A 25520-nucleotide genomic window follows, 5' to 3' on the forward strand; every position below is an offset into this window, starting at 1 on the left:
CAGGGCCCGAACTTCGGATTTCTGTATCTGCTTCGCGCCGTCGTTGGGGTGTGGATGATCCTGTGTCCGATCATGGCGCAACGGCGCAGGCCGAACAGGTCCATCGAACACCCGAGAGAATAACTTCTGAAAAATCATCCTTGTCCCCCACCGAGGCCAGAGCAAAACCAGCGTTTGCTTGCCTCGTAAGGCTAGCAGAAGGGTGCGCCGGCACGTCTGGGTTGTTAGCAGCAATGGGACGCATTTAGAGAAGCCCCTGGCCCGAATAAGGGGGAAAAACCTGCAAGACAGATCACAACCCAGACCGCGTTCGGGTTTCTGCGCGACAGTTCAATGATTTGCCGCTTTCACGCCACGAATCCGATGCGCATTCGTAACGCCGCGTCACGGGGCGCATGGGCTGTTTTGGGCTGGGCAGAGCTATCCGGCCGCAAGCCAGGATTTGGCCCTGTCGTAACTCTCGGCCGGGAAATACTCGGTTCGCGTACCCAGCACATGGCTCGCCATGCGTTGCGCCATCTTCTGCCAGTTTTTGTCCCCGACAATCGCCGCGCGGTCCAGCAGGCCGATATGCCCAGCCGCCAGACGGAAATGCGCACCCATCGCGGTCAGGCCCTGCCACCCGTCGAACTCGCGCAGATCGATGAGCAGCCGAAAACCCTCGCGATTTTGCAGCAGCGCATCCAGATCGGTCTGCGCCTGTTTATAATCCTCGGAATCGAGCTTGCCCATCAGGCTGATCTGGATGCACGGACCGCCCAGATCGGTGACATGGATTGCCCCCAAAGACTCGCGCATCCAGCGGCGGGCGGCCTCCAGTTCTTCCATCTCGAACACATGGACGGGACAAGGCAGGATCGGTGCCGCCAAACGCGCGCTTGTCTGAACCCACCCCTGATCCGCAACAACGCCGATCCGGTCGAAACCCCGCCAATGGCTGAGGCCCAGCTTTGTATCCGCCCACGCGGCCCCCAGATCATAGCCTTTGAACTCGGAACCCACGATGGCCAGAAGGCGCACCGCGTCATGTTCCTCCAACGCTGCCTCAATCGCAGGAACCAGCGTCGCCGCATAGTCGGCGCTGGTGACTTCACCCGACAGTTCTACTTCGATCAGCGCACCATCGGCATTTGTATGAACCGTAATCATCGAACCAATCCTCCGAAACCAAAGAATGGCAGGAGGTTACGGAGATTCGAGCCACTGCGCCACTCCGCCGGGCAATTCAGGGCGGAAATAGGCAATCATACGTCCATCCGGCCCCGCCTGCGCCTGTTCCGCGAAGGGTGCGACACCGTGCAGGCAATGGCGGTGCAAGAGGTAAGCCTCGCCCGGTCGTGCGGGCAGTTCGATGCGCGGGCATGTCTCGAACACCTCGCGGCGGGCCGCCTGATAGATATCGGTGATATCGGCGCTGGCCAGTTGGTCGGGCGGGACGTCGCGCAGTGCCGCGCGAAACGCATCGCCAAGGATTTTGTGACTGCCGTCCCACAGAACCATCGGGGCGGCATCAGCGCTTGCTTCGGTCAGCGGGATACCCAATATCCACGCATGCGGCTCATCGACCTGCCGTCGCCGGTCAGGTCCCATCGGTTTCAGCCCATCCACATGCGCCGCATCCCGGCGGGCACGATAGCGCGCCGCCGCCTCACTCTCGCCGCGCCGTGGCTGCGGGTAGCCCGGATAAATCACCGAGACCTGCCCCTTGTGCAGATCGATCGCACCGAATTGCCGATGCGCCAGCGTAACCGCAGCTCCGGCCAAGACGGGCGATCCGGCCACCCTGCCCTGAGCGTCATTATCCAGCGCATCAACCCCGATGAACCAGGTTCCATCGCAGTCCAGCCATTCGTCATGCGCAGGGTCATTCACCGATGCCTGCGCCGCCGGCAAGGCGTGCGCCACCCAATCCGCCAAAACCGGATCAAACGGAAATTTGACCCACCCGCGTTCGTGCAAAGCCTCTACCATCCCAGTGCCTTTCGCAGCATGTTCAACGCGACCAGAGTGAGAAAGACCGCGAATACCCGCTTTAGCGGTTTCGGGTCCATCGCATGGGCCAGCTTCACCCCCCAGGGCGCGGTGATCATGGTCATGGCCACCACAATGCCAAAGGCCACCAGATTGACCGCGCCGATCGTCAGCGGAGGACGATGCTCAGCCGCAATGTTCAGGAACAGAAAGCCAAATACAGAGGGCACCGCGATGATCACGCCAAACCCGGCCGCCGTGGCCACCGCGCGGTGAATGGGCGCGTTATAGAGGCTCATCAACGGCACCCCAAAGCTACCTCCGCCGATGCCCATCAGCACGGACAGGAATCCAACCGAGGGTGACAGAGCGGCACGGCGCAGCCCTTTGGGCATCGCATCCCCCAGCCGCCATTCGGATTTGCCGAGGCCAAGGTAAAGGCCGATCACTATCCCCAGCACACCAAACAACGCTTGCAGCAGTTCGGTGCGCAGTGCCGAGGCCACCAATACGCCGACCACGGCCCCTGCGGCTATACCCGGGCCCCAGCCGCGCAGGATATCCCAATCGACGGCGCCTTTCTTGTTATGGCTCAGAACCGAGCGGACAGACGTAACAATGATCGTCGCAAGTGATGTCGCCAGACACAGCTGCATCAATTGCGGCCCACCATATCCAAGTGTCTGAAATGCGTAGAAGAACGCGGGCACAAGAACAATTCCGCCGCCCACGCCCAACAAACCGGCCAGCACGCCGGCCAACGCGCCGATCACAAGCAAAAGGCCCAACATCTGGGCCAGCAACATCGTCTCGGGCATCATCCCCCCAAACCGGCCCGAGGCCGTATCAAACCACCTGTTCCACCTGCGCCAACGCGGTGACAGAGTCCAGCGCCTGCAGGATCACATCCGGGCCAGCATTGTCGCGCACCGCACCCTCAGACAGCATCCGCCGCCAGCCGCGCGCGCCGGGGCGCCCGGCAAACAGGCCCAGCATGTGTCGGGTGATCTGGTGCAAGCGCCCGCCTTGGGCAAGATGCGCCTCGACATAGGGTAGCATTTTGTGCACCACGTCTATCGGGTCGGCGACCTCTCCGGTTCCGAAAATCAGTGGATCCGCAGCGGCCAGAATATCAGTGGGCTGATGATACGCTGCGCGCCCGATCATGACACCGTCCAGCCCCGCCTGCAGATGCTCTTGCGCCTGCGCAAGCGAAGTGATGCCGCCATTGATCGAGACATGCATGTCTGGAAAACACGCCTTCATCTGATGCACCAGATCATAATCCAGAGGCGGAATATCCCTGTTTTCCTTGGGGCTTAATCCCTGCAACCACGCCTTGCGCGCATGGATCGTGACACGCGTGCACCCCGCCGCGTGAATCTGGTCAAGGAAGGCGGGCAGAACCTCGGCGGGCTCCTGTTCGTCCACCCCGATGCGGCATTTCACGGTGACCTCGACATCCACCGCCTCGCGCATCGCCGCGACACAATCAGCAACCTTCTCAGGCGATCGCATGAGCACCGCCCCAAAAGTCCCCGACTGCACCCGATCCGAGGGGCAGCCGCAGTTCAGATTGACCTCGTCATACCCTGCATCCGCCCCCAGTTTGGCCGCCTGTGCCAATTCCCGCGGGTCTGAGCCCCCCAACTGCAGCGCCACCGGATGTTCCTGTGGGCTAAAGTCCAACAGATGCAACGCCCCGCCACGCACCAGCGCCGGTGCAGTGACCATCTCGGTATACAGCAGGGTTTCCGAGCTAAGCAGACGGTGCAGATACCGGCAGTTCCTGTCGGTCCAGTCCATCATGGGCGCCACGCTTAAACGCGCCGATTTTTGTGCGTTTTTTTTCATGGTGTTAACTTCATTCGCATCTGAATACCGCATACCACGACTTCATCCGATTTCCGGGGATTTTCGATTCGAGCGTGCTACGGTGTAGCATATCCAGAGGACACAAACAGTGGCCCGAACACTGCTGGTTTCTGAGCTGGGCACACCCTGTCCCTTCTCTCCGTTGCTCCACCGGAAAGAGGCCATCATTCCCTGGATATGTTTGGGTAAGGCCAGTGGTCAAAGCGGTTCAAACAGGTCGGACACATGACTGTTTCTGAAGATTGGGCAAATCAAGTCAAAGATGTCTTGTTATGCGGGCCCAATGTTGGAGTTGGACAAACCTACCAATAGCAATTCGACCTTCGGTCATTCTTGTGTGGAAAGTCTGTCATACACGCGCCCTGATCACTTCGAACGGATGTTGATTGGCCCCCACCCCAATCCTGCCCATCGAAACTGCACAGCACTTGAGTCGCTTGCAAATCTCCGGCACACCTCGGCGGCAGTTAAAGGTCTTGTTCGCCTGCGCGGGAATACTCTGGAATTTTGGACAAAGCTGATTTTAGCGCATCGCCCCAACCTTCTGAAACGGTGCGGAAGTATTCGTCATCCGCTTCGAACCGCGAGCGTTTGCCGGCCTCGAGGCTGTCTTCGTTGTAAAGCAGCAGGTCCAGCGGCGCCCCGACGGACAAGTTGGCTTTGATCGTGGAATCGAAGCTAACGAGCAAGAGTTTAACGGCCTCAGGAAAGCTCATCTCGGGGTCATAAGCGCGGACCAGGATGGGACGACCGTATTTTGTTTCTCCGATCTGAAAGAACGGAGTATCATCTCCGGCTTCGATAAAGTTGCCTTCCGGATAGATCAGGAACAGGCGCGATGGTCCGCCTTTGATCTGTCCACCCAGCACCATTGTGGCGTGAAAGGCGCTGTCGGCTTGTTGGCCCGATTTCGCATGCTGTTCAATCACACTGTTCAGTGTTTCCGCCACCAATTGTGCAACCCGAAACATCGTAGGCGCTTCGAGGATCGATGGCGTGCGCTCTTCGGGCACCTCGGTACGTTCTTCAAGCAAGCTGATTGTCGCTTGGGTCGTCGCCAGGTTTCCGGCCGTCAGCAGAGTGATGGACCGCTCCCCCTCTACCGTCCAGTTGAACATCTTGTTGAAGGTCGAGACGTTATCGACGCCAGCGTTTGTGCGTGTGTCGGACATGAAAACAAGTCCGCGGCTTAGCCGCATGCCCACAGCATAGGTCATTGTCTTCTCCGTTATTGCTGTGCGATCTGCAACTGTACCGTCAATTGCTCATCCGCCGTTCCAAATCGGCTTCCTATTACCGGGGCAGCCTGTGTATAGTCCAGACCGGTTGCGACGCGAACGTAACGATCATCTGGGGAAATCCCGTTCGACACATCAAAACCGACCCAACCTAGCCCCTCCAGATGCACCTCGGCCCAGGCGTGGGTTGCATCCTGAAGTTCGGTTTCATTCATCATCAGATAGCCGGAGACATAGCGGGCGGGCAGTCCGATCTTGCGCGCACAGGTGATGAAGATATGGGTATGATCCTGACATACTCCGCTGCCTGCCTCGATCGCATCTTCCGCGCTCCAATCGGGGTGCGAGCTCCCGATCTCATAGTTAACGCAGCCTCGGATTGCTTCAGACAAAGCGTGCATTTGGGCCAGGGGTTCATCGTTCGGCAAGGACCGGACCAGTTCGTTGACACCCTTGCCCGGCTTTGTCTTTTCCGTGCTGCGTTTGAAAAGCCAAAGAGGAGTCGCGCCTTCATGGCGCCCCAATACACCATGCGTGTCTTCAACCTCGACCACGCCTTCCGAAATCAAGGAAACAGATTGGGTGTTCACATCAAAGCTGATCAGTTCCACCGTGTTGCGATGATAGTCCTCATAGCTCAGTTCCTTGCGACCACCATTAACCTTAGTCGTCCAGCTTTCGATGCGCTGGTTGCGAAAAGACTTGGGCGTTTTCCTCAACTGCTGAAGGCCAAAAGGAATTGGAGCATCGAAATCGTATCGGGTTTCATGTTTGATGCGCAGTTTCATGGGTTACTCATAGAACCGGTAGTCGATTTCGATCTGGTAGCTTAGCGCACTAAGATCGTTAAGAAAATCTTCGATATACTCGTGCAATCCATAGTCGAAAATATCTGATATCTGTCGGCCGAGATACTTGTCGGAAAGCTGATTGGATGCTTCGCATGAGGGGCCCGTGAATCCATAGTCTTTCTTGAGATAGGACAGGTTCTCCTGAATCTTCCTGCAACAGAAATGAAGGCTGCGGGGCATGCGCTGATCCAGGATCAGGAACTGAGCGATATCCGAAGGCGTGGTATTTTGCCCGTGGGTCATCAGGTATCCGCCACCGGCCCCCACCGAGCGCAGGATGCTCTCCCACTGGATATTGTCCAGCGACGACCCGACCGAAAACGCCGTGGGAAGCAAAACATAATACTTAACGTCCAGAATGCGCCCGGTATTGTCGGCACGTTCGATAAAATTCCCGATGCGCATGAAATCAAAGATGTCATTGCGCAGCATCGTGCCGAGGGTCGCGCCACGCACAAGGGCTGTCTGCTGACGGATCAGCTCAAGCGTACCCGGCAGGTCCCGCTCATTCACGCGACGTTTCATTGCCGCGTCCACTTTCATCCAGGTGCCATTTACCGCACTCCAGACATCGTGGGTCAACGCCGTTCGCACGAGGCGCGCGTTATCTCTGGCCTGTTTGATGACCGATTTTATGGATGAGGGGTTTTCACCATCCCTCAGCATCCAGTCCACGGCATTTTCTTTGGTTATCTCCTCATACTTGGCAAGAAACCCGTCCAGAACGCCCGCTGTTTTCAATACCGAAGCCCACTCCTCGACCGAGTTGTGGGTGCGCGTCAAAGCCATTCGTTGACCGGTTTCCAGCAGTCTTGCTGTGTTTTCCGCACGTTCCAGATACCGGGCCATCCAGAACAACCCGCCAGCCGTTTTTCCCAGCATGTCAGTCCTCCAGAACCCAGGTGTCTTTTGTCCCGCCGCCCTGGCTGGAATTCACAACCAGTGACCCTTTCTTGAGTGCTACGCGTGTTAACCCTCCCGGAGTGATTTTGATCCCTTCAGGCGAAACCAAAACAAACGGCCGCAGATCAACATGTCTTGGCGCCAGCCCGGATCTTGCGAAAATCGGCACCGTCGACAAAGAAAGCGTCGGTTGGGCAATGTAGTTCGAGGGCCGCGATTTAAGCTTGTCGCGGAACGCTGCGATTTCTTTCTTGCTGGCCGTGGGCCCGATCAGCATCCCATAGCCGCCAGAGCCGTGCACTTCTTTCACGACAAGCTCTGACAGGGTGTCAAGCACATAGGCCAGAGAGTCCGGATCGCTGCACCTCCATGTCGGTACGTTCTGCAAAAGCGGCTTCTCACCCGTGTAGAACTCAACGATTTCGGGCATGTAGGAATAAATCGCCTTGTCGTCAGCAATCCCAGTGCCCGGTGCATTGGCAATCGTGATTCCACCCGCGCGATACACGTCCATAATACCCGGCACACCCAAAGCACTCTCTGGGTTAAAGTTCAAAGGGTCCAGAAACTCGTCATCGACCCGCCGGTACAGAACATCGATCGGTTTGTAGCCTCGCGTTGTACGCATGCAGACGCGACCATCAACAACCCGCAGGTCATGCCCCTCGACCAATTCAACGGCCATCTGGTCTGCCAAAAAGGCATGCTCGTAATAGGCAGAGTTGTAGATGCCGGGTGTCAGCACGGCGACGGTTGGCTCTCCTTCAGCGCAGCTGGGCGCACAGGCGGCAAGCGATCGCCGCAAGTTTTTGGGGTAGTCCGATACATTCCGCACATTTGTCGCGCTGAACAACTCGGGGAACATCTTCAACATGGTTTCCCGGTTTTCAAGCATGTAACTGACGCCCGATGGCGTGCGCGCATTGTCCTCCAGAACATAGAATTCATCCGGCCCGGTCCGCACCAGATCGACGCCAACAATATGGGTGTAAACCTGACCGGGCGGCGCTACGCCGAGCATCTGTGGCAGGAACGCTTCGTTGCCAGCGATCATCTCGGCGGGAATCCGTCCTGCACGCACAATTTCCTGACGATGGTAAATGTCGTAGAGAAAGGCATTAATCGCCCTGACGCGCTGTTCGATACCGCGCTCCAGCCGCTGCCATTCCCGCCCGGAGATCACCCGTGGAACGATATCAAAGGGGATCAACCGTTCTTCCGCTTCTGCTTTGCCGTAAACGTTGAATGTGATCCCGGTCAGTCTGAAAACTTCTTCAGCTTCGCGCTGTTTGGCTCTCAGCCTTGAAGCGTCCTCTGCATTGAACCAGCGCCCGATTTCTTCGTAAGACCCTCGCAGAGATCCGTCAGCACTGAACATTTCGTCAAAATAGTCGCTCATGCGAGAAGTGTGACGGACATGCCTGCGGATTCAAGTGCTACGGGCAGGATCAGCCAACACCCCTCCGTAGAACGCCTATTTTTCAGGCGAAGTGATGTGCCGAATTTGAAAGGGCTATTGCAGTTGCGTTGGAAGCTCACTTGCGAGGGCTTCTTTGGCGTTCGATGCCGCAGGCAAGCGGTTCCAAGAAAGTCAGGAATTGGATGCAGACGCCCAAACCACGTTCCCGGACTAATCTTGCATCGCCAGGTCCTCACGCGGTGTTGGCACAGGTTGCTCCACTCTCTTATGAAACTTCAATGGCCGAGTCGGCTTCTTCGCAGACCTACGCGCATATCCAGCAACAGCTACCGGACGTATTTCACAACCTTTCCAAAAGCCCATAGCTTCCGTTCAAAAGGCCTAGGAACGCTGCGACGCACTTTGCCAAAACCGGACATTCATCTCCGCACTTGAAACGTACATCTCTCGCACATCACGGCTCACCGTATCTCGTTATGCAACCAATCGCGGATTTCGCGTTCCAATGCCTGCAGGCTCTCAATCGCAGGGGCGTGAATACGTGCGGTCGTCGGAATACGCGAACTTAGGTCTTCAAAGTCAGAGCAGAGTTCATCAAATGTCGGATTTTGCTGGCGCAACGCTGCGATTGCGTCGCGCTCATTCGGAAAACTGTCTTCGAACGGATCAGAGACTGGCATCTGGACTCACCGAGGTTTTGCCCGTGTGAATAACCGCATTTCTTCCATGTTTGTAAGGTAATTTACTGCGTGATACGGTGACACGATCCATGGGTTTGTTTGTTACAATGCGGGGCTTCGATCGTTGAAACACGACGCTGTTCAGAATAGCGACTCGAAGCTGGATAAAGACCAGATTGAGAATGCGCTCGACGCGGTCCTAAATAGCAAAGAGTTTTCCGGTGCCGATCGCCTGAAGGAATTTCTCCGGTACGTGGTGTCGGAAGATCTTGCTGGCCGGTCAAATCTGACACGCGCGAAAACCATCGCTATGGACATATACCACCGCGGTTCTGGCGAGACAGATGCAGAAAATCTGGTGCGCGTTGATGCCGGGCGATTGCGCCGGCGGTTGGACGTTTACTACGCGGGGAGCGGAGACCAGGTTCCCATTCGGATCCACATTGATCGCGGCGGCTATGTCCCACGCTATGAAACGCGTGTAGAAGTAAAAACCGAGCACCACTTGGAAGGACCCAAAGATGAATCTGAGCGGTCGACACAAGCACTGAATTGGCGCGATGCCCCGCTTTGGATGCAATTGGTCGTGGTCGTTTCCTTGATTTCTTTGTTGGTTTCAGGTGGGCTATTCTTGCGCGCTTACCAATTGCAACAGAACCAAGCGGCAGTTCCAGAGTTGGCTAGCCAAGCCGAAGAGGACCGCGCGGATATGCTTATTCGCCGGGAAATCCTTTTCAACGAAGCGCCTGAACGATTGCAGGCGTTGAACCTTGTGGAACAAGGTTTGAATATGCTTCTACCCGCGCCAGACCCTGTTCGAACTGAGGCGGGTATGATCCTGTTCCAACGTGCGGCAGCGCTTGACCCGTCTTACGCCGGCGCCCCCGCAGCGTCTGCTTTGGCATCTGGTATTAGGACCGCATTGACGCCAGCCGGTGAAAACCGGGATGCCTCGCTTGCGTTGACGAAGTCCCATGCTGACGCGGGACTGGAACTTGATGCCACAGATCCACTGAGCCTGACGGCGCGCGCGCTCTATGATTATTTGATGAATGACTATCCGTCCGCAAAAGCCCGTCTGGACCGTGCGCTGAAAGTCGATCCCGGCAACCCTCATGTCCGAGACTATTACACACTGATTGCACTTTTTGCCGGTGACTTCGATATGGTTTTTGCGGTGACCGGTTCGGCGGACGCACAAAGCGCTGAGCCTCATCGCCGGGGTGCGTCGCAAAACGCACTTGGTGTGGCCCTGTATCTAGGCGGCGATCCGGGCGCTGCAGTGAAAGTATTCGAAAGGGCCGCTGCGTTGGGTGACCCCATCAGCGTCATAAACCACGCAGTCCTGGCCGCTGCCTATCAGGCAGATGGGCAGTCGCAAAAAGCCAGGAATACGAAGGAACGTATGCAACGGGCTTGGCCAGATGCCAATCTCAGGCCGCTGCTCAATCAGCTTTTCTTTGACCCGGCTCATGTCGACGAGATATTTCGTAATTTCGATCAGATCAGCTAGGTCTGGCGCGGTTTTCAAGATGAGTTCACGGTAAAACGCCGTAAAATGCCTACTACGATCTCTCTGACAGCGATCTCCTAAAAAGAAAATTGCCGCGCGTATTCGCGCCGCGAACGTTTTCTTGGAAACAGGATAGCCAAATGAGACGATTGCTTCGAACCTTTGTTGCAGTACCATTTCTGGTCGCGACGGTTGCCGAAACCCAAGAACTGAGTGAGCAAACCGAAGAAGAGGTGGTGCGTCCGGTCAAGACACTGACCATCAGTGATCGAAGCGAAGAACATGACCGCTTTTTCGTAGGCATTGCTCAAGCCGCACGCCAGGCGACTTTGAGTTTCCGCGTCGGGGGCACGGTCGAGGCGCTTTTGGTGGCGGTTGGTGACGATGTAGGGGAAGGCGATCCAGTCGCGCGTCTGGACAGGGCGCAATTCCAGACAGAAGTCGATCGCCTGACCGCAGAACTCGCCAGCGCTGAGGCCACGTTTGAAAATGCAGAAACCCAGACCAATCGGCAGCGCCAGCTTGTCGAGCGCGATGTTGCGGCACAGGCGACCCTGGACCGCTTCATTGCGCAAGAAGCATCGACACGCGCGGCCGTCGAGTCCGTGACAGCGGCGCTTGAAAACGCCAAGCTTGACCTTTCATACACCGAAATCTCTGCGCCATTTTCCGGTATTGTGACTGCAGATTTCGTCGAGGTCTTTGAAGAGGTCCAAGCCAAGGAACAAATCCTCAGAATCCTGGATGATCAGCGGATTGAGATGGTGATCGACGTGCCGGAACGGTTTATTTCGGTCCTGCCAGAGATTGGCGATCTGGTGGTCAGCTTTCCCGCTGTCGGCGTAGTGGATTGGCCCGCCAGCATCAGTGAAATCGGCAAAGAAGCCTCGACCACCACTGGGACTTTTCCGGTCACCCTGGCCATGGACCAACCAGAAGGTGCTCGCATCCTTCCGGGCATGACCGGTCGTGTGCGCGGTCAACCAGAAGATGGCGATGTGGTGGAAGGCGCGATCTCGGTACCGATTGGCGCCGTTTTCACTCCGGAAGGGCAGACGCAAACGCAAGTCTGGGTCCTTGATGCAGACACAATGACCGTGTCCGCCCGGGACGTGGAGCTGGGATTTGCGGATTCCCGTGGTGTGGCTGTCAAAGATGGCCTCGTGCCGGGCGAGATCGTGGTCGCCGCCGGAGCCAACAGTCTGAGACCCGGCCAGAAAGTGCGCATGTTTGAGGAGGCGAAGTGATGAACCTTGCAGATTTCGCAATTCGCAACGCCAAATTTACCTGGTTCACGGTTGTGCTTCTCAGCTTTGGCGGGATCGTGTCCTTCTTTTCGCTGGGCCAGCTTGAGGACCCCGAGTTCACAATCAAAACAGCAGTGATCGCAACGCCATACCCCGGTGCAAGCCCCGAAGAGGTCGAGCAGGAAGTCACTGAGCGGATCGAAAGAAAACTGCAGGAAATCAAAGAGATTGACCAGATAACCAGCGAGAGCCGGGCCGGGATGTCGTCGATTGTTGTCGATATCAAAGCGCAGTACTGGTCAGATGAGCTGCAGCAGATTTGGGATACGCTGCGTCGCAAGGTTCGGGACATTGAAGGGCAGTTGCCACCTGGCGCCGGACGCCCGATCATCAATGACGATTTCGGGGACGTACTGGGCTTGGTGATCGCCCTGACATCGGACGGATTTTCCCAAACCGAATTGCGTGGGTATGCCGAGGATTTGGAGAGAGAACTGGCGCTTGTCGATGGCGTCGGACGCGTCGATCTTTGGGGGATTCAGGACCGCGCGATTTATGTAGATGCTACTGAAGAATCCCTAGCCGCTTTGGGCATTTCTGGCGCAACTCTGCTTTCGACGATTGATGCGCAAAACACGGTTGTAGATGCCGGGCGTCTCAACGTTGGCGATCACCGGATACGAATTGCGCCAACTGGCGCCTTCAAAAGCCCCGAGGACATCGCTGATCTTGCCATCCGGCCCAGCGCCCTGGACGCGCTGACAACAACTGGGGTCGTCACCGACGAAATCATACGCCTGGGTGATATTGGCGACGTGCGGGAAGGCTATGTCGATCCTCCAACGACCTTGATGCGTTTTGACGGGAAGCCTGCGATTGGAATCGCGTTGTCGTTCCAATCCGGCGCGAATGTTGTTGAGATTGGTCAGGCCGTCGATGCGCGGCTGGATGAGTTATTGCCTGCGCTGCCCATCGGGATCGAAATCGAGAAAGTTCACTGGCAATCAGATGACGTGGACACTGCTGTCAGTAGTTTTCTGATCAGTCTGGCTCAGGCCGTTGCCATTGTTCTAGCGGTGCTGACGCTGGCGATGGGGGTTCGCATGGGCCTGATCATCGGCAGTGGGTTGCTGCTGACCATCCTTGCCACGTTCATTCCACTGGCGATGTTTGGCATCGACCTTCAGCGGATGTCTCTTGGGGCTTTGATTATTGCTTTGGGCATGATGGTGGACAACTCCATCGTGGTTGCAGAAGGCGCAAGTGTGCGTATCCAAAAAGGCATGGATCGCGTCACGGCCGCGGTTGAGGCTGCTGCCCGTCCCTCTATCCCGCTGTTGGGGGCGACTATCGTGGCCATCATGGCGTTCTATCCAATCTTTGCATCGGTCGAAAGCGCAGGTGAATATTGTCGAACCCTGTTTTCAGTAGTTGCCATATCGCTGCTGATAAGCTGGCTTTTGTCCATGACGGTGACACCTGTGCAATGTGTCGCGATGCTGAAAGTCGCGGCACAAGGTGAGCAAACCGAGGGGGTGTTCCTTCGCGGATATCGTAGGCTGTTGGAAACCGCCGTTCGGCTGCGTTACCTGACGATCGGAATAGCAGTTGCCTTTCTGGTTGCATCCGTTGTGGCCTTTGGGTCGGTCACGCAGCTGTTCTTCCCCACATCTGCAATGAGCAAGTTCATGATCGATTTCTACGCACCGGAAGGTACGCGGATCGAAACCGTGGCTGCGGCAGCCGCAGAGATTGAGACGCGCGTGTCCGAAGAAGACGGCGTGACCGGCACTGCCGCCTTCATCGGCGCGGGCCCGCCCCGGTTTTATCTTCCGGTTGATCCTGAGCCGACCAACCCGGCTTATGCGCAAGTGATCGTCAATGTCGAAAGCCACAAGGACATCCCGCAAATCGCAGAAGCGATCACAGATTGGCTTGCTGAAGCTTACCCCGAAGCAACCGCATTCACGCGGCGGTTTGGCGTGGGTCCTGCAACAACCTGGGGCTTTGAGGCAAGGATCGTAGGTCCGGCAGATGCGGACCCGGAGGTCCTGCGCGAATATGGCGACCAGGCTCTGCAACTCTTGGAGGCACATCCCTGGACCAAGGTTTCGCGCACCAACTGGCACAACAAAGTCCTCACTCAGGTCCCAGAGTTCAATCAGGCAAGTGCTCGTTGGACCGGGACCACCTATGAAGATCTCGGCAATGCCACCAAGCGGGCATTTGACGGGCGGACGATTGGCATTTTCCGCGATGGAGATGAACTGCTTCCAATTGTTCTGCGCCCGCCAGAGGCTGATCTGACCGCGATAGACAATTTCCAGCTCTTGCAGGTGCAGAATCCGCAAGTCCCCGGAACAATCCCTCTTGCGCAAGTCATCAGTGATCTCAGAGCGGAAACAGAAGACCCGGTGATCCAGCGTCTCAATCGAGCGCGGACACTGACAGTGCAGGCAAACCCGATCGATGGCATCACACAACCAAGCTATCGCGATAGCCTGCTGACGGATTTTGAGGCTATCGCCGCTTCGTTGCCAGTCGGTTATCGCATGGAATGGGGAGGTGAATACGAAGACACAGTCGAAGCACAGGCATCTTTGATACCCGGTATCGCCCCCGCCGTGGCCCTGATCGCGTTGATCGTCGTTGGCCTATTCAACGCGTATCGCCCGCCGCTTGTGATTTTTTCAGTCATCCCCTTTGTTCTGATCGGCATCGCCCCGAGCCTGCTTTTGACAGGAACTCCATTTGGTTTCGTCGCGCTTTTGGGGGCGATGAGTCTGGCGGGAATGATGATAAAAAATTCAATCGTGCTGATCGATCAGATAAACGACAACCTCTCCGACGGGTTTGCACCATACGACGCGTTGATTGACGCCGGTGTATCGCGCCTGCGTCCCGTGACCCTGGCGGCTGCCACGACGGTTTTGGGGGTTATCCCGCTTCTGCCCGACGTCTTTTGGATCGGTCTTGCGGTTACGATCATGGGAGGGTTAACGGTCGGCACAATCCTGACGATGATCCTTGTTCCAGTCCTTTATGCGACCTTCCATGGAATTTGGGGTACCAAACCCGGAAGAACAGACTTTGATGAGATAAACGCTGTGACATAGGTTCGAGCCAAGAATTCTAGCCGAAATCACTGTTTTGGGAAGGAAATTGCAACTGCGATCAGCGACCGATCTGGCGGAACCAGACCTTGAAGTACTGACACCTGACGGGCGCCGGTTCAGTGAGCCGTCTTTTGCGCCAACATTCGATGCGCTCGCCCACACGGTAAATCCCCGCCGCTGACGCAAGCCTGAAGCATCGTGTATATTCGCCTTAACAGAGGAGCGGTCGCAGGCCATGATCCATCGTCTGCCGCGCTGAGATCATGAAGAAACCGCTGAGCCGTAGTTGAAGGGTTTTCGTATAGCCCAAAGCTGATCTTAAACAGTGAATTTCGATGATAGGTGCGGCCTACCCGAGGAGGCATTCGCTGGGAATCCAATGCCCCGCTGTTTCCGAACCCACCGTTTGCGGACAGCCTGAGCCCTGAGGCTGTCCGCAAAGGGCTCAATGTCCGGTGATCTACTTACCAGGAGTTGTAGGACAGGTATTTACCCGACATCTCGACTTTGACGCGGTCGCCTTTCTCGTGCGGAACGCGGGTGACCTGCATGTCGAAATCGATGGCAGACATGATGCCGGTTCCGAATTTCTCTTCGATCAGCGCCTTGAGGGTCGGACCATAGACACCGACGATTTCGTAGAAACGATAGATGCAGGGGTCGGTAGGGACGCTTTGTTCCCAGACCTTTGTGGGCGGTTCGGCCAGTACGCTTGCGGCCTCTTGTGGCAGGCCCATCAGGGTGACCATGGCGTCGGCCTTGTCGGCGGGGAAAGCGTTCATGCCCATGCAGGCCGAATGGGTCCATACCGGCGACATGTCGATTTTCTCGGCGATGCCCTCCCAGGTCAGGCCAGCCTGTTTCTTGGCTGACAGGATCATCATGGTGACATCTTCTTTGGTCATCATAGCGGGGATTTCGATTGTGTCTTTCATTTGGGTTACTCCTGATTTGAATGTCCGTGCGCGGGGCTTTCAGTCGTTGACGGCCCGCAGTTGAGGGTTGGTCTCAGGCACCTCGGGGGCCGAATCTGTCAGGTCGATCACAACCGACTCAGGCCGTTGCGCCGCACCATCGCTGGCCTGACCGGCGAGTTCCTTTGAGCGCTGGCCAAGGAACTGCACCAGATGGTTTCGGATCGCGTAGTAGTTGGGGTGATCAACGATCTCGGTGCGGGTACGGGGCCGGGGAATAGTGATCTCGACCGACTCGGCGACCCGTGCAAACGGGCCATTGGTCATCAGCAGGATGCGATCGGCCAGCAGGATCGCTTCGTCGATGTCATGGGTAATCATGAACACGGTCTGTTCGGTTTCACCCCAGACTTTCAGCAATTCGTCCTGAATCGTGCCTCGCGTTAGCGCATCCAGCGCGCCGAAGGGTTCATCCAGCAACAACAGCTTGGGTTGGTTGGCAAAAGCGCGGGCAATCGACACGCGCTGCCGCATACCGCCCGACAACTGGCTGGGCTTGCGGTGCACCACGTCGCCCTCAAGCCCCACCTTGGCTAGAAAAGCGCGCGCGTGTTCTTCGACCTTGGCGGCGGGCCAGTCGGGATAGCGGGCTTTGACACCGAAGGTTACGTTCTTGAGCGCCGACAGCCACGGCAGCAGCGAATAGTTCTGGAACACCACACCGCGATCCAGCGAGGGGCCGGATACTTCGAACCCGTCCATCTTGACCACGCCTGACGTGGGCTCTGCCAGACCGGCCAGAATGTTCATGATGGTCGACTTACCACAGCCGGAATGGCCCAGGATGCAGACGAATTCACCCTTTTCGATGCCAAAGCTGGCGTTTTCGAACACGGTCAGCGTACCGCCCTGCCCGTCCGGGAATTGCTGTGTCAACAATTCGATACTTAGAAACGGTTTGCCCATGAGTGTTGTTCCTTATTCGGCATAAGCGACGGCGCGCTGCAGGTAGGCAAAAGCCGAATCCAACAGCATGCCAACTACGCCGATCATGAGGATGGAGAAGATCACCGAAGTGAGGTCGAGGTTGTTCCACTCGTTCCACACGTAATAGCCAATGCCTGTGCCGCCCACGAGCATCTCGGCCGCTACGATGACCAGCCAAGCGATGCCGATGGAGATGCGCATGCCCGTGATGATGGTTGGGGCCGCGGCGGGCAGAATGACGGTAAAGGCGGTGCGAAACGGCCCCAGTTCATGCGTGCGCGCGACATTCACCCAGTCCTGCCGGACACCGGCGACGCCGAAGGCTGTGTTAATCAGCATCGGCCAGATCGAGCAGATGAAGATCACGAAAATCGCGCTCGCCTCGCTGTCCTGAATGATGAACAGGGCCAGCGGCATCCACGCCAGTGGTGAAATGGGCCGCAGCACCTGAATGAATGGATTGAACGCCTTGTAGGCGACCTGACTCATCCCGATCAGAAAACCCAGCGGGATCGCCACGAGGGCAGCCATGAAATACCCGGCCAGAACACGATAGATCGAATAGCCGATCTGAATGCCGATCCCCTTGTCGTTGGGGCCCGCGTCGTAGAACGGGTTCGACAGCTGCTCCCACGCCTTGGCGATGACCTGACTTGGGGGTGGCACACCGGCCTTCTGCGCGCCACCACCGGTCAGGCGTTCGTATTCGGTCAGCTCTTCGGCGGCTTTCTGGGCGGGAATGGCGGCCTCCCATATCAGAAGGCCGACCACCAGCATCACCACCGACAGCAGCGCCGCGCGCTGATTGATCGAGAGGTTGTCCAACATTTACGACGCTTTCCCGATTGCAAAGCTGGACACATACCCTTCGGGATCTTTCGGATCGAAGGTCTTGCCCATAATGGTGTGGGTTTTGTAAGTCACGTCCGGCGCGTCATAGCCCAGATCAGTCATGACCTTCTTGGCATCAGCAGCCAGATAGACCTGCTCAGCCACGCCTTTGTAATCCACATCGCCCTCGATATAGCCCCAGCGCTTCATCTGCGTCAGGATCCAGACGCCCATCGAATGCCAGGGGAACGGGTCGAAATCGATCCGGTCCGGCACTTGCTGCACCTCACCCAATCCATCGGCATAGGTACCGGTCAGAACCTGCTCAATCACCGGGACCGGCTGGTTCAGGTAGTTGGTTGGCGCAATCGCTTCCGAGATATCCTTGCGGTTATCGGGGTTCGACGCGAATTGCGTGGCGTCGATGATCGACTTGAGCAGCGCGCCATAGGTATTTGGCAGCTCGGTTGCAAAGCTCAGCGGCGCGGCAAAGGCACAGCAGGGATGGCCTTCCCAGATGTCCTTGGTCAGGGTGTGGATAAAGCCGATCCCCTCCCACACGGCGCGTTGGTTGAACGGGTCGGGCGAGAGATAGCCGTCGAGGTTTCCGGCGCGCAGGTTCGCAACCATTTCTGGCGGCGGCACAACGCGGATCTGGATGTCGACGTCCGGGTCCAGCCCGAATTCGGCCACGTAATAGCGCAGCAGGAAGTTGTGCATCGAGTATTCGAACGGCACGCCGAAGGTGAATCCTTTCCACTGCTTCGGGTCGCGCTTGTCCAGATGTTCGTTCGACAGAACGATGGCCTGCCCGTTGATGTTCTCGACGGCAGGCATGATGTAAGGCGTCGCAACCGATCCCGCGCCCATGGTCATTGCCAATGGCATGGGTGTCAGCATGTGGCTGGCGTCGTATTCGCCCGACAGCGATTTGTCGCGGGCCACGGCCCAGCCGGCTGTTTTGATGACCTGAGCATTCAGGCCGTAGCGTTCGTAGAACCCCATCGGTTGCGCCATGATGATCGGCGTGGCGCAGGTGATCGGAACAAAGCCGATATTCAGATCGGTTTTCTCGGGAGTGCCCAGATTGTCGAGGATGGCCGCCTTGGCCTGTTCAAGCGGAAAGACCGAGGCCAGCGCCGCCGCAGCGGTCCCGCCACCCAGCATCCCCATGAACGATCGACGGTTGATGTCGCTTTGCCCGAACACAGACCGCACGATCGCGCTTTCGACCACGCGTTCGGTCATCTGTTCCGAGGTCATGACCTCGGGCTCGGCATAGTCCTTGTCATGGCCGTGGCCCGACAGGCATCCCTCGCAACCGCAATCGGCCCCGTGGCGCAGGTCGGTCTTTGCGGAAAACGGATTTCCAAGGCTCTTGATCGTCATGGTTTTCCCCTTGTGTCAGTGAAGTTGACATAATCGTGCCAGCCGAGATGACGCTAAAACAGGGGGCGCACAAAATTTGTGCGTCGAATAAAATCAATTGAAAATAATAGTTTACTCAAAATGAGGCCTGACAGATTTTACGATAAATCGTAAATTACGAAATCTCGAATTCAGATGCCGCGCCGCAGCGCTAGACTGCGAATATGACGCTTGCCCTGCTGCCCCCCGATTCCCTTTTGCACGCGCTGCCCGAGGCGGCGCTGGTGCTGGACACCTCTGCCGACCGGATTGTCGAATGGAATAACCGTGCAAGTGATTTTCTGGGTGCAGGGCCTGATACCCGGCCTTTGCCCTTCTCGCGCTACCTGCGATCCGCACTGCCGCAATTCGTCGTGTTTATTGAAGAGGTCGACCACCGCAGCGAAAGCTGGACCCGTGATATTCCCCTGACCTCGGCCAATGGAAAGGTGACGCGCTGCGAACTGCGCGCGCGTCAGATGCCGGGCAAACCGGGCTGGCTGATGATGACGCTGACCGATCTGGACGCGCTGGACCACCGGGCCGAGTTGACCGCGATGGCCGAGACCTTTCGCGCCGGTATCCTGGAATGGAAGCGGACCGAAGGGTTCTTTGCCGAACTGGAACGTCAGAACCAGCTGATCCTGAACGCGGCGGGTGAAGGTATTTACGGCGTCAATGCCGAGGGAAAAACCACCTTCGTCAACCGAGCCGCACAAGAGATGCTGGGTTGGACAACCCGTGATCTGTTGGGCAAAGACATCCATTCAATGATCCACCACCATCATCTGAACGGCGAAGTCTACCCATCTCAGCAATGCCCGATCTACCGCTCATTCCGGTTCGAACAGGTCAACCGGATTGAGGATGAGGTGTTCTGGCGCAAGGATGGCAAGCCGATCCGCGTCGAATATGTCTCGACCCCAATTTACGACCAACAGGTTCTGGCCGGGGCCGTGGTGATCTTTCGCGACATCACTGAGCGCAAGGAAAACGAACGCAAGCTGCGCGACGCTCTGGATGAAGTCGCTGCCCTGCGCGACCGGCTGGAGCAGGAGAACGCCTATCTGCAAGAGGCGATCACCTCGGAACGGGCGCATCACGATATCATCGGCACCTCGCCTGCGATCCGGCAGATCGTGACGCGGATCGACCTCGTAGCCGGAACCGACGCGACCGTGCTGATCTCGGGTGAGACAGGCACCGGCAAATCTCTGGTAGCGACCGAAATTCACAAAGCCAGCCCACGTGCCCGGCGTCCGCTGATCCATTTCAAATGCAGTTCCGTGGCGCGCGAAGAAGTTGAGGCCGAGCTGTTCGGGCAGGTGCGCGGTGCCCATAACGGGGCCACGCGGGACAAACCTGGCAAGCTGGAACTGGCCCATGGTGGCACGCTGTTTCTGGACGATGTGGAAGATTTACCGCTGGAGATTCAGGGCAAGTTTTTGGCGGTCTTGCAGAACGGCGTAGTGACACGGTTGGGCGACACGCGGGAAAAACCGATCGACCTGCGCGTCATCGCCGCCACCTCTCTCACCGAGGCGCAAGCACGCAGGGCCGACCGCATTCGCGAGGACTTGTATCTGTTCCTCAACGTCTTTCCGATCACCTGTCCACCCCTTCGCGACCGGCCCGAGGATATCCCGCAACTGGCCACGCATTTGCTCAAGATCGCCTGCCGCAGGCTGAACCGGCCTGTGCCGGTTCTGACCGAGCATGGGGTAAAGCAATTACAGAGCTACGACTGGCCGGGAAACGTCCGCGAACTCCACAACGTGATCGAGCGTGCCGCAATTGTTTCTCATGATACAAAGCTTGTAGTCGAGCTTGAGGGCGCGTCACCAGGCGCACCCACAAACGCCTCTTTTAAAACAGAAGCTCAGATGCAGGACTTGGCGCGATTAAACATGATCGCAGCCCTGCGCGAAACACAAGGACTGGTTTCCGGCCCTTCCGGCGCCGCAGCGTTGCTGGGCGTCAGGCCAACGACTCTGTATTCGCGGATCAAGTCCATGAACATTGTCGATACCGAATGGCAATAGGTCAGGTTCGCATGAGGGTTTCACATAACGACCAGATCATCCCCAAAGCACCCGTCCGAGAGAAAGTCGAGCATGAAATCAATCGAAGCTTGGCATCTGAACCCAAAGGCAAACGCCTCCGAATAATAGATCATCACGCACGCAATGTCGGCCAGGAGTGCCCGAGATAGAGATTGCGATCCGGTTGAGCCCGCGCGATCCGATGTTGCAAAACATGTACTTTTAACGGGGTCACATCCTGTTTCACCTGGAACGCTACGAAGTAGCGCTGGACGCAGCCCGGCAGTTGGGCGCGGTGGCAACAAGCAATACTTGGCGGCTGTTTCATCACCTGTTGAGCGCGGCCACTCTTGCCGAGATGAGCAGGTAAGAGGATGCCCAAGAGGCCGTCAAAGATGCGCTTGAGACTGACCCGAAACTGTCAATTTCGGCGATGCGCAGGCAATTCGCAGGATCAAAAACCACCCCGAAAACCGACGGATCTGGTTGGCAAGTTTGCAAATCGCGGACGTGCCAAATGAGAATCGGTGCCAAACTTGGCACCACGCTATGGCCTGCCGCCCTCTGTCGGTCAGCCTGCACTATCCTGAAGCGGAGCAAACTGTCCCTCGGGCATGTCCACGGCTCTGTAGGCTTCGACAAAAGGCAAGATGTGTTCATCCGGGCGCGCAAAGCGCCGGTACATCCAGACAATGTCAGCAATTTTTATCCCCGGACGAATTTTGTTGAGCCTGTCCCGCGCGGAAATGGCGGCCTCGTGCGGACCCAGTTCAGCCAGAATTGCAACCTCGATGGACACCGACCACCAGATGTCCGGCTGTGCCCCCTTGCGATAGGTGCTAAGCGCTGTTTCATAATCTCCGTTCAGGAAATGATACTCGGCCAGCGCCTGATACCAGTTCGGGTCTGCCGCATTTGGGTCAAGCGCAGTTGCGTTTTCGACAAGAGCGGCGCCCAATTCCAGACGCCCGGACCAAATGAACTCATAGCCGATCTGACCTTGCAGATACCGATCTGCCCCCAACGCAAGCGCTGTTTCGGCGGACGAGAAGAACCCGTCAAGATCGCGCTGAATCTGCAGCACAAGCGCCAAAAGGAAGTGTGCGCGCTCAGAATACGGATTCAGAGACACCGCGTTCCGCGCGGCCTCTTCCGCGCGTTGGATTTTCTCGTCCTGTGTCCCTGGATACAGCCCGGTAAAAAGCTTCACATCGGTAAGCAGTGCCTCGGCCAATTGCGCCCACCCTCGCCAATACTCGGGTTCGTCCTCAACAACCCGCAGGATACAGCCGCGGACACGCTCTTGCATATCCCGTCGGTTTAGAAAACCAACGCGCAGCAGGGAACACTCATAAGACGAGAGATGTTGCGGAGGTTTCGCACGCGCATGACCTGCGTGAATGCGCTTGATCGCCCCGCCCGCGTCACCCACAGCCGAGGCTACTTTTTCAGTTATGTTCAGTTGAACGTCCAGAATACTTGAAGTCGTGAGGCTTTCGTCATACGCCTCCGACCAGACCTGAAGCTCCGAAGCTGTGTCTATCAGTCGTGCTGTCACACGCAGACGATCTGCAACCTGCCGGACTGAGCCCTCCAGCACATAGTCCGCGCCGAATTTCTGCCGGATACTGCGCGGGTCACTTTCGTCCGGTCCGACGGAATGGGTGGATTGGCGGGACAGTACGTTGAGGTCCTGGTAGCTCCCCAGCTCAACGATGATGTCTTCGCCAATGCCAACAGCCAATAAATCGCGGGCGTCCGTATTGCTAAGGTTTTGAAATGGCAGAACCGCAACGGTCGGGCCTGTTGGCTCTGACAACAGAGCAGCTTCATCAAAGGTCATGGCATCGGGCGGTTCGCGATCAAAGCCGATCCACCACGTTAATATGCTTACAGCCCCAAGACCTACCAGAACCAATGCACCGGCCGTCAATGGAAGCTTGTTTGATCGCCGTTTGAATGCGGGCGCTCTGTCGGGCATAACGAGGAAAACCCGAACCGGTTCGGCGATGTTCTTTAGGTTTTTCAGACCGAGATCCTCAAATCCGACATCCACCTTGCCCATAGCCTGATGCGCGACACTCTCGGAAACCGCGACGCCGCCTGGGTCCGCCAAACTTTCAATGCGGGAGGCAACATTCACCCCGTCACCATAGAGGTCCCCATCAGCGATCATGACATCACCGAGGTTTATCCCGATCCGAAGTTGCAACCGCGACCCGTTGTCGAGGGCCGGAGCAGCCTCAGACATTGCCTGCTGGATCTCGACGCCACAGTTTACGGCATCGACAACCGAAGCAAACTCGACAAGAGCACCATCCCCCATCACCTTGACGAGGCGCCCGTGATGACTTGCAATTGCGGGATCAAAAACCTCTGAACGCAGAGTTTTGAGAGCGGACAATACCCCTGCTTCGTCGCTGCCCATCAACGACGAATACCCAACGACATCGGCAGCCATGATCGCGGCGAGTCGGCGCTTCATAGGACCCTCCTGTTCACAGTCTAACTAAAGTCATGAAGTCTAGCCAATGCGTGCCTTTCTGGTAGCTCAAGCTTCTTTATGAGTTATGTCCCAGACCAAATGTCCGCTTCGCCTCGACGGCTCCTACTCTCCGCAGGTGCCAAGAAAGCCAGCTTTCCGCTAGTTCTTTTGAATAATGCTGCGTTGCGGGCGCAGAATGCGATGGTCGTAACACGGCGTAGACGCCTTTCTGATCAGGATCTGTATGTCTGCTGCAGTTCAATAAAAATCTTGGCCAGTTTACGGAGGTTCTAGGCGGTGGCGGCGAGGAGAATTTCGTCTTTCGCACCGCAGGTACTGCTCAATTAGAGCCGTCGCATCCCGAGGACGCGTGTGGGGTGGGCGACGAGTATTTCCACCTTCTTCCTGAGCTCCATTGCGATGCCTTGCCCGCGGGTCTTGTCGGGCATCATCGTGTCTTCGCGGCTGACCTTGCGGGCATCGGCGTTCAGGCAGCGCCTGGCTTTGGACGGGAAGACCTGGCAGATCTCTTTCAAAGCACCATAATGGGCGTTGCCCTTGCCGGTCGGACCCCGGTTCGGATCGGAGTAGTTGCGGCGGAATTGCTTGAGCGCGTGGACCTCCTGGCAGATGTATTGATCGTTCTCGGCAGCCCATTCGAAGTGGGTAAAGCTCCAGGTTCCGTCGTTGCGCTCTAATCAAGCGAACACTGGAATATGCGGCGCAATCTTGCGATCGACCAGCCACACCAGAAGCGGACCGGTGCCTTAGGCTGTATCGGCAATCAGCCGTTCTGGACGCAGATCGAACTTTAACGTCGCGCGGTCTAACATCGTCTGTATTAACCCAACTTGGGCTTACAAGGTCGAGCGGTCCGCCTCGAAATCGACAATGACCCCGTGATCGGTGTCGATCAACCAGTTGCCGGAATAGCCAAAGAACGCTGCCCCCCACCAAACGCCGCCTTATCCAGTGTGTCGAGATACCCCCGGAGCGCTCGGGTTGCGTCTGCTGGATCGATGCTCTCCGCTTTCAATTCTTCCTTCGGTGTGCAGTTCTGCTGGTCGGCATATGTTTTGATCTGACTGTCATCAATCGGCACGCGCTGCGCGCTGACCAGACCTTCTTGGATGCACCGCGGAACCGACCGTGCCGGTTCTTGGAGAACGTCCAATGATCCCGCACTCGGTCGTTCAGATGTACCTCTTCGCACGACCGTCACTCGGATCAGATACCGAAGCAATGGCCCACCAGCAACATCCGGATCGGCAGTTCATGCCTCGATCAAGGAAGAGTTTTTCAATAGACTTTCGCCTTTTCCGATGGTGCCCGTTACCTTCGCAAGAACCAGGATGATGCTGATCGATTGTCTGAAACTATGGCGCGACAACTGACTGATCTGAAGCGGATTGCCATTCAAAAAAATGAATGAAGTCGGCGATGTTTTGCTGTACAGTTGCTTTTTCGGGATTTCGGTATGGGCCCGGCAGAAACAGCCTGCGCCGGAAAGAATGGCGAATGAGCGTCCACCGCAAAATCAGGTTTGGCCTCGTCTAATTAGACCTCATCTTCAAACTTCACTGCGATCCGGCGACACAGCGCTTATTGCGTTGAAGCAGTCGTTTGCCCAGCACGCTTATACCTTGTTAGAGAAACTGATTGAAGCGCAGCTTCATGATCAAGTCTGACCAGTTTCTAAGTATGTGCTAGACGGTGAGGCCAATTCCCCAAAAAATCTTTTAAATACAGATACCTAAAACCTGATTCAAAAATTCATCATAGGTGCCACCCTCAGGCGGGCGCTTCTGTGGATATCTTTGGGCTTCTCGTCCGGCATATCTTGGTCACGTCATCAGGATGCAATTTTCAGCAAATACCGGATGTATCGAAAGGGGTTCATTCGGCAAACCGTTCTCAATCTTGGGGAAATGGTACCGCCTCCCTGGCTTGAACAGGGGACCTCTGGATCCACAATCCAGCGCTCTAACCAACTGAGCTAAGGCGGCACTCGTGAGGGGCGATTTAGCGAAGGCGTGCGGG

General features: G+C 56.8%; 19 protein-coding genes, 1 tRNA gene and 1 pseudogene. 5 read left to right on the forward strand and 16 right to left on the reverse strand.

Annotated elements, in window-relative coordinates; translation table 11 throughout:
- Positions 1-420: 420 nt before the first annotated feature.
- From ACR3EN_RS00330 to ACR3EN_RS00370, 9 genes are all read right to left on the reverse strand, one after another.
- Positions 421-1149 carry a SpoIIAA family protein gene (locus ACR3EN_RS00330; protein ID WP_480819595.1) on the reverse strand — a complete coding sequence of 243 codons (729 nt, stop codon included), beginning with the start codon at positions 1147-1149 and terminating at the stop codon, positions 421-423.
- Positions 1150-1185: 36 nt separating this feature from the next.
- The gene (locus tag ACR3EN_RS00335) at positions 1186-1971 is read right to left on the reverse strand and encodes a hypothetical protein (RefSeq protein ID WP_480819594.1); all 786 of its coding nucleotides are present in this window, start codon (positions 1969-1971) and stop codon (positions 1186-1188) included.
- Positions 1965-2789: a sulfite exporter TauE/SafE family protein gene (locus ACR3EN_RS00340; protein ID WP_480819593.1), complete on the reverse strand. Its 825-nt coding sequence runs from the start codon at positions 2787-2789 to the stop codon at positions 1965-1967. Before ACR3EN_RS00340 ends, ACR3EN_RS00335 begins: the two co-directional genes overlap by 7 nt.
- A gap of 28 nt (positions 2790-2817) precedes the next feature.
- The gene (gene dusA / locus ACR3EN_RS00345) at positions 2818-3825 is read right to left on the reverse strand and encodes a tRNA dihydrouridine(20/20a) synthase DusA (protein ID WP_480819592.1); all 1008 of its coding nucleotides are present in this window, start codon (positions 3823-3825) and stop codon (positions 2818-2820) included.
- A gap of 488 nt (positions 3826-4313) precedes the next feature.
- The gene (locus ACR3EN_RS00350) at positions 4314-5063 is read right to left on the reverse strand and encodes a proteasome-type protease (RefSeq protein WP_480819591.1); all 750 of its coding nucleotides are present in this window, start codon (positions 5061-5063) and stop codon (positions 4314-4316) included.
- Positions 5064-5074: 11 nt separating this feature from the next.
- Positions 5075-5872, reverse strand: a complete 798-nt coding sequence (locus ACR3EN_RS00355) for a transglutaminase family protein (RefSeq protein WP_480819590.1) — start codon at positions 5870-5872, stop codon at positions 5075-5077.
- Between the two features lie 3 nt (positions 5873-5875).
- Positions 5876-6817, reverse strand: a complete 942-nt coding sequence (locus ACR3EN_RS00360) for an alpha-E domain-containing protein (RefSeq protein ID WP_480819589.1) — start codon at positions 6815-6817, stop codon at positions 5876-5878.
- A 1-nt stretch (position 6818) separates the two neighbouring features.
- A complete protein-coding gene (locus ACR3EN_RS00365) occupies positions 6819-8237 on the reverse strand; it encodes a circularly permuted type 2 ATP-grasp protein (protein WP_480819588.1) in 1419 nt (472 codons plus the stop codon).
- Between the two features lie 482 nt (positions 8238-8719).
- Positions 8720-8938, reverse strand: a complete 219-nt coding sequence (locus tag ACR3EN_RS00370) for a hypothetical protein (RefSeq protein WP_480819587.1) — start codon at positions 8936-8938, stop codon at positions 8720-8722.
- A 124-nt stretch (positions 8939-9062) separates the two neighbouring features.
- On the opposite strand from ACR3EN_RS00370, the gene ACR3EN_RS00375 reads away from it, so the two are divergent.
- The 3 genes from ACR3EN_RS00375 (at position 9063) to ACR3EN_RS00385 (ending at position 14814) form a co-directional block, all read left to right on the forward strand.
- The gene (locus ACR3EN_RS00375; RefSeq protein ID WP_480870183.1) at positions 9063-10451 is read left to right on the forward strand and encodes a tetratricopeptide repeat protein; all 1389 of its coding nucleotides are present in this window, start codon (positions 9063-9065) and stop codon (positions 10449-10451) included.
- A 140-nt stretch (positions 10452-10591) separates the two neighbouring features.
- Complete coding sequence (locus ACR3EN_RS00380) at positions 10592-11698, forward strand: efflux RND transporter periplasmic adaptor subunit (RefSeq protein ID WP_480819585.1); 1107 nt, start codon at positions 10592-10594, stop codon at positions 11696-11698.
- The gene (locus ACR3EN_RS00385) at positions 11698-14814 is read left to right on the forward strand and encodes an efflux RND transporter permease subunit (protein ID WP_480870186.1); all 3117 of its coding nucleotides are present in this window, start codon (positions 11698-11700) and stop codon (positions 14812-14814) included. The genes ACR3EN_RS00380 and ACR3EN_RS00385 overlap by 1 nt, the downstream gene beginning before the upstream one ends.
- Positions 14815-15278: 464 nt before the next feature.
- Here the strand turns inward: ACR3EN_RS00385 and cynS are convergent, their stop codons facing one another.
- The 4 genes from cynS to ACR3EN_RS00405 are packed head-to-tail and all read right to left on the reverse strand — an operon-like array spanning position 15279 to position 18935.
- Positions 15279-15749 (reverse strand): cyanase, encoded by a 471-nt coding sequence (cynS, locus tag ACR3EN_RS00390; protein ID WP_480798096.1) that lies wholly within the window; start codon positions 15747-15749, stop codon positions 15279-15281.
- 39 nt (positions 15750-15788) lie between these two features.
- Positions 15789-16694 carry an ABC transporter ATP-binding protein gene (locus ACR3EN_RS00395; RefSeq protein WP_480819583.1) on the reverse strand — a complete coding sequence of 302 codons (906 nt, stop codon included), beginning with the start codon at positions 16692-16694 and terminating at the stop codon, positions 15789-15791.
- Between the two features lie 12 nt (positions 16695-16706).
- Positions 16707-17543, reverse strand: a complete 837-nt coding sequence (gene ntrB / locus ACR3EN_RS00400; protein WP_480819582.1) for a nitrate ABC transporter permease — start codon at positions 17541-17543, stop codon at positions 16707-16709.
- Positions 17544-18935 carry a CmpA/NrtA family ABC transporter substrate-binding protein gene (locus ACR3EN_RS00405; protein ID WP_480819581.1) on the reverse strand — a complete coding sequence of 464 codons (1392 nt, stop codon included), beginning with the start codon at positions 18933-18935 and terminating at the stop codon, positions 17544-17546.
- A 203-nt stretch (positions 18936-19138) separates the two neighbouring features.
- On the opposite strand from ACR3EN_RS00405, the gene ACR3EN_RS00410 reads away from it, so the two are divergent.
- Positions 19139-20995 (forward strand): sigma 54-interacting transcriptional regulator, encoded by a 1857-nt coding sequence (locus ACR3EN_RS00410; protein WP_480819580.1) that lies wholly within the window; start codon positions 19139-19141, stop codon positions 20993-20995.
- 571 nt (positions 20996-21566) lie between these two features.
- On the opposite strand, the gene ACR3EN_RS00415 is transcribed toward ACR3EN_RS00410, so the two are convergent.
- On the reverse strand, positions 21567-23480 hold the full coding sequence (locus ACR3EN_RS00415) for an adenylate/guanylate cyclase domain-containing protein (protein WP_480870191.1): 1914 nt from the start codon (positions 23478-23480) through the stop codon (positions 21567-21569).
- Positions 23481-23770: 290 nt separating this feature from the next.
- A pseudogene (locus tag ACR3EN_RS00420) lies at positions 23771-24755 on the reverse strand (transposase); the annotation flags it as partial.
- A gap of 149 nt (positions 24756-24904) precedes the next feature.
- Between ACR3EN_RS00420 and ACR3EN_RS00425 the strand changes: the two are divergent.
- Complete coding sequence (locus tag ACR3EN_RS00425) at positions 24905-25168, forward strand: hypothetical protein (protein WP_480843366.1); 264 nt, start codon at positions 24905-24907, stop codon at positions 25166-25168.
- Between the two features lie 241 nt (positions 25169-25409).
- Here the strand turns inward: ACR3EN_RS00425 and ACR3EN_RS00430 are convergent.
- A tRNA-His gene (locus ACR3EN_RS00430) sits at positions 25410-25486 on the reverse strand.
- Positions 25487-25520 lie beyond the last annotated feature (34 nt).

It is taken from the genome of Ruegeria sp. G7 (genome assembly GCF_056535465.1).